The organism is Longimicrobiaceae bacterium (assembly GCA_035696245.1).
Lineage (GTDB): Bacteria > Gemmatimonadota > Gemmatimonadetes > Longimicrobiales > Longimicrobiaceae > DASRQW01.
Map to the genome: position 1 here is coordinate 1 of DASRQW010000037.1, position 5,407 is coordinate 5,407.

Annotated in this window: 6 protein-coding genes; 3 read left to right on the forward strand and 3 right to left on the reverse strand. The window is 70.2% G+C overall.

What is annotated here, in order from left to right:
- Positions 1-72: 72 nt before the first annotated feature.
- On the reverse strand, positions 73-504 hold the full coding sequence (locus VFE05_01535; protein ID HET6228727.1) for a hypothetical protein: 432 nt from the start codon (positions 502-504) through the stop codon (positions 73-75).
- Positions 501-1,082, reverse strand: coding sequence for a sigma-70 family RNA polymerase sigma factor (locus tag VFE05_01540; GenBank protein ID HET6228728.1), 582 nt, complete (start codon positions 1,080-1,082; stop codon positions 501-503). The genes VFE05_01535 and VFE05_01540 overlap by 4 nt, the downstream gene beginning before the upstream one ends.
- Before the next feature lie 149 nt (positions 1,083-1,231).
- Here VFE05_01540 and VFE05_01545 point away from each other — a divergent pair, with 149 nt between their 5' ends.
- On the forward strand, positions 1,232-1,621 hold the full coding sequence (locus VFE05_01545; protein HET6228729.1) for a DUF6249 domain-containing protein: 390 nt from the start codon (positions 1,232-1,234) through the stop codon (positions 1,619-1,621).
- A gap of 319 nt (positions 1,622-1,940) precedes the next feature.
- On the forward strand, positions 1,941-2,324 hold the full coding sequence (locus VFE05_01550; GenBank protein HET6228730.1) for a DUF4870 domain-containing protein: 384 nt from the start codon (positions 1,941-1,943) through the stop codon (positions 2,322-2,324).
- A 153-nt stretch (positions 2,325-2,477) separates the two neighbouring features.
- Here the strand turns inward: VFE05_01550 and VFE05_01555 are convergent, their stop codons facing one another.
- Positions 2,478-3,806 carry an amidohydrolase gene (locus VFE05_01555; GenBank protein ID HET6228731.1) on the reverse strand — a complete coding sequence of 443 codons (1,329 nt, stop codon included), beginning with the start codon at positions 3,804-3,806 and terminating at the stop codon, positions 2,478-2,480.
- 551 nt (positions 3,807-4,357) lie between these two features.
- Here VFE05_01555 and VFE05_01560 point away from each other — a divergent pair.
- Positions 4,358-4,942 carry a methyltransferase gene (locus VFE05_01560; protein ID HET6228732.1) on the forward strand — a complete coding sequence of 195 codons (585 nt, stop codon included), beginning with the start codon at positions 4,358-4,360 and terminating at the stop codon, positions 4,940-4,942.
- Positions 4,943-5,407 lie beyond the last annotated feature (465 nt).

The following is a 5,407-nucleotide window of genomic DNA, read 5'->3' on the forward strand; positions in this document are numbered from 1 at the left end:
CCGCGAAGGCGGACTTTGCGCTCCTGTTGCCGCGGTTTCAACCGCCAGCAGTTTGCAGCGCCCGACTCGCCCTCACCCCGCGCGCGGCTGGTGCGCCGCCCATCTCCCGAGCCCCAGGCGGTCCGCGGCGAAGGCGGCGAGGAGCCCGGCGGCGGCGATCGCCAGCAGATCCGGCCGCACCGTCGCCCAGCGGATCGCCGGGGACTCGGCCAGCGGACTCAAGCCTTCGGCGAGGGGGGCGGCGGCGAGCGGCGCCACGACGATCACGGCAGCGACGAGCACCGCCGGCAGCAGCACGCGCTCGAACAGCGGGAGCCGCTCGGGCGGGGGCATCACCACCGCGGCCATGCGCTCCGCGAAGCCGTCCGGCAGCGCGAAGCCGGGCTCCTCGGCCAGCGCCTCGGCCACCAGGCGGTACGCGGCCGCCTCGGCGTCATCGCCGCCGGGCGCGGGGGCGAGCCCCGCATCCATCCGCTCCTGGACCTGCCAGTCCCTCTCCGTCACGGCCTCAGCTCCTCAGCGCTGTACCTCGTCAACAGCCTGTCCTTGAGCGCCTTGCGCCCGCGGAACAGGTAGCTCTTCACCGTGCCCGCGGGCAAGCCCATGACCTGCGAGACCTCACCCACCGACATCTCCTCCAGGTGGTAGAAGGTGAGCACGGCGCGGTATGGCATGGGCATCCCGTCCACCTGCTCGCGCACGAAGCCGCGCATCTCCCGCGCCGCCATCTCGTCGCCCCACTCGGGAGACAGGTCGCGCACCTCGGCCGGCGGCGTGTGCCCCCGGTTGCCGGGCGCCAGGTCCTCGAAGAGCGGCATGCGCTTCTTCTGCAGGTGGCTCAGGCAGGCGCGGTAGGCGATGCTCGCGATCCAGGTGGAGAGCTTGGACTGGAAGCCGAAGCCGCCCAGCTTGCGGTGAACGCGGAAGAACACGTCCTGGCACAGCTCCTCGCGGTCGCGCTCGTCGCGGACCATGCGGCCCACCACGTGGCTCACCAGGCGCTGATACCGCGCGACGAGGTCGCGGAACGCGGCGCCGTCGCCCGCCAGCACGCGCTCCACCAGGGCTCTCTCGGGCTCCATGCGCCAGTAGACGGGACGAGGGTGAGAACGGTTGCAGCGGGAGATGCGGTGCGGCGTTGCAACCGCCGGCCGGGAGGCCCCGTCCACTGGTGAGAGGCCGGGCCCAACGGGGCGCGGCTCCGAACCCGAACCCAGGAAACGAGCTAGATATGGATATCCTGCCGATGGTGATCGTCGCGACGGTGGTGGCCGGGGGCGTGATGATCGTGCGGTCCATCTCGGACAACTGGACGCGGCGCAAGGCGCTGGACGCCCACGCGTCCGACGACGTGGTGCGCACCATCTTCACCCGGCGCCGCGACCCGGACACGTACGGCGCGCTGAAGTGGGGCCTGGTGGTGGCGGCGGTGGGGATCGCGCTGATGGTCGTGCAGTTCCTGCCGTACAACGACAACGACCCCATCGCCTTCGGGATCGTGCTTCTCTTCGCGGGCGCCGGGCTGCTGGCCTACTACGCCATGGCGCGCCGCGTCGCCCCGCAGAGCTGGGAACCCGCGCCGCCCGCCCGCACCGAGTACGATCCCGGCGACGGAATCTAGCGCGCGGTCCACCCTGGCACCTAGAAAAACAGCGCACGACGTAGGCGAGTCGGCGAGCGCGGAGGAGCCGCCTAAACTGCTCCTCGACACGGACTGGGCATTCCCGGTCGGCGCTGGGCCTCGGCTTCTGCCGAGGCCCTTCTGCTTGCAAGGGATACCTCTCGATCACCAATCCATGATCGTTGCGCGGGAGCGGAAGGCATCACTATCCTACATGCTCGGCTCGGCCGCGGGCTCCCCGCCCGCGCGATGGCCCGCCGAGCATCCGTCCGTACGCAGCACCTCCCCCGTTCTTCGTTCACCCGCCGCGAGAAGACCGATGGACTCCACTCCGTTCTCCGCCGCCCCCGAAGCTTCGGCACCGGCGCTCACGCAGGAAGAAAGAACGAACGCCATGCTGTGCCATGTGCTTTCGCTCTGCGGCTACGTCATTCCCATGGGCCACATCATCGGGCCGCTGATCATCTGGCTGTCGAAGAAGGACACCTCGGCCTACGTGGACCGGCACGGGCGCGAGTCGCTGAACTTCCAGATCAGCATGATGATCTACGTGATCGGCGCCTTCATCCTGATGTTCCTGCTGGTGGGCTTCTTCCTCCTGCCCGTGCTGGCGGTCTTCCACATCGTGGTCGTCATCATCGCCTCGATGCGCGCGAACGAGGGGCGCGAGTACCGCTATCCGCTCTGCATCCGCTTCCTATAGGCGAGACGCGGCGGGCCGGCTGTGCATCCGCCGAGAAGCCGACGACGAGCGAGGTCCCTGGCCGATGCCGGGGACCTCGTCTCGTTTCGGCAACGGCATATGGGCCGGGAGATGCGCGGCCGCCGTGCATCTCCCGAAATCCGACGTGCCGCCCTACCGCGCCACCACGGCCGCGCCGCTGTTCAGGTAGTCCAGCACCAGCCCCGTCATCACGCGGATGCCGATGGGGATGGCGGCGTCGTCGGCCTGGAAGGTGGGCGTGTGGTGGTCGCCCGAGACGGTTCCCGGCTTGGTCGTGCCCAGCCGGTAGAAGAAGCCGGGGACGGTATTCGCGAAGAACGCGAAGTCCTCGGCGCCCGTGGTGGGCGGGATGTCGGAGACGTTGGCGGCGCCCATCAGCCGGTCCAGCGTGGGGCGCATGCGGGCGGCGAGGGCGCGGTCGTTCACGGTCACGGGCGTGGTACGCTGGTACTCCATCTCGTACGTGGCGCCGGCCGCATGCGTGATGCCGTCCAGGATCTCGCGGATGCGGTGCTCCACCGTGTCCTGCACCGCGGGGTCGAAGGTGCGTACGGTGCCTTCCAGGTGCGCGTCTGCCGGGATGATGTTGAAGCGCTCGCCGGCGCGCACCATGCCCACGGTGACCACACTGGGCTCGAACGGCGAGAGGTTGCGCGAGCGGATGGTCTGGAGCGCCAGGATGGCCTGCGCCGCGGTGACCACGGGGTCGATGGAGAGCTGCGGCGACGCGCCGTGCGCCTGCCGGCCGTGGATGGTGATCATGAACTTGTCCGACGCGGCCATGGCGGGGCCGGGCGTGTAGCCCACCTTGCCCACCTCCATCTGCGCGAAGGTGTGGAGGCCGAACACGGCGCTGGGCCGCACGCCGTTGAACGCGCCCTCGGCCAGCATCAGCTTGGCGCCGCCTTCCTCACCCGGGGGCGAGCCCTCCTCGGCGGGCTGGAAGAGGAAGACGACGGTGCCCGGCAGCCGCCCGCGCATGCCCGCGAGCACCGAGGCGACGCCCATCTGCACCGCCGTGTGCACGTCGTGCCCGCACGCGTGGGCGACGCCCACCTCGTGGCCCATGTACGTGCCCTTGTCGGTGCTGCGCCACGGATACGACGTCGCTTCCGTCACCGGCAGCGCGTCCATGTCCGCGCGGATGGCGATGACCGGGCCCGGCCGGCCCCCGCGCAGGATGCCGACGACGCCGGTGTGGGCCACGCCGGTGCGCACCTCCATGCCCAGCGAGCGAAGGTGCGCCGCCACCATCTCGGCCGTGTGGAACTCGCGGTTGCTCAGCTCCGGGTGCTGGTGGATGCGGTGCCGCACGTCCACGATGGCAGGCAGGACGCGTTCGACGGCGGCGGCCACCTGCGCGTCGTCGGCCGCACTCGCGGGTGCCTGCGCCGCCGCCGCGCGCGGGCCCGCCGCCGCCAGCACCAGCGCGGGCAGTGCGTGTGAGATGCGAAGCTTCATGGGTGTGCCTGGGGTGACGGGAGACGGCTGGGAGATGGGAGGGCTTCGCGCAATCTTCGCCCTCCACCGCGGAGAGTCAATCGGCTCGCGCGGCCTGCGCACCGGCGCGAACCCGCCATGCTCACCTTTCGACGGACATCCGGCGCGTTTTCGCCTCCGTTGCGGCTCGGGCAAGCGGAACGCGGGGCAACCGGGGGATGAGCCCGCGGCATCGGAATCCCTGCATCTTCATCTTCCTTCCGGCGTACATCGCCCAACACCGAAAACCGTGCCGGCATGCGAAGATGGACGGCGGGTGCGCTCGTCCGCGGGAGGTGGCGGCCAGACGGCGGCGAGGGAGCGGAGGGGACTTCGCGGAGGGTTGCGGGTACTCCGTTCGGCCGGGGGATTTGCGGCGTCGCGCAAGGTGGCGCGGAGCGGGCTGTTTGTGGCATGGGCCCGCATCGTGCTACATTGGCGCCCCTGCGCTACGGGCGCGGGTAGCAGCCGGCGGGTGGAGCGGGCCGGGGCGTCCGCCCAGTGAGATCCGAGCAATCGTCCAGGAGAGAGTCGTGGCACCCAAGCGAGACACGTCCCGTTTCAAGAAGCTGCTGCTCTTCGCGCACAACTTCGTGAAGCACCCCACCATGCTGGGCTCGGCCATCCCCAGCTCGCCGTTCCTGATCCACCACCTGATGAACCAAATCGACTGGAAGCAGGCGCGCGTGATCGTGGAGTACGGGCCGGGGGTGGGCACCATCACGGGCGAGATCCTGCGCCGCATGCGGCCGGACGCGCACCTAGTGGTGCTGGAGACCAACGAGGACTTCGTCCGCTTCCTCAGCACGTCGGTCCGCGACCCGCGGCTGCACGTGGTGCACGGCTCGGCCGCCGACATCGAGGCGGTGCTGGAGCGCCTGAAGATCGACCGCGCGGACTACATCATCAGCGGCATCCCGTTCAGCATGATGCCCGAGGACGTGCGCGCCGCCCTGGTCCGCGCCACCCGCGACGCCCTTCGCCCCAACGGCGCCTTCCTCGTCTACCAGTTCTCCAGCGCCGTGCTGCCGCACCTGCAAGAGGTCTTCGGCACCGTCCGCAAGGAATACGAGCTGCTCAACATCCCCCCCGCGCACCTGTACTACTCCACGCCCTGACGCTCCGGGCAGGCAAGACGGTAGATACGAAGCGGCGGACCGGCACATGCCCGTCCGCCGCTTCCGTCTTTTCGGGAGATGTGGAGCGGATCGGCCGTGTCTGGAACGATCCGCAGTCGCGAACCGGCCGGTAGATGTGGAGCCGAGCGCCGGATGCCGGGCTGCTCGGGAGATGTGGAGCCGCAGATGTCGGGGTCGGCAGATGCGTGGCGATCCAGCCGGCCACTGTGGATGCGCGGACTTGCCATCGCCGCGGCAGCGCCGGGGCGTCAACGCACGGCTTACGATGGCGCGAAGGCGGGGTGCGCGGCCCCGCTCCCGAACCCACTTCGCAATGCACATCCGCCGATGCTGCCGATTGGATGAATGGCCGGCACCGCGCAGAAGCAACCCTCCCCCAGGCAGTTTTGGGGGAGGGTCGGGCGAGCCTAAGCGAGTCCGGGGAGGGGGCCCCGCCTCCCCCGC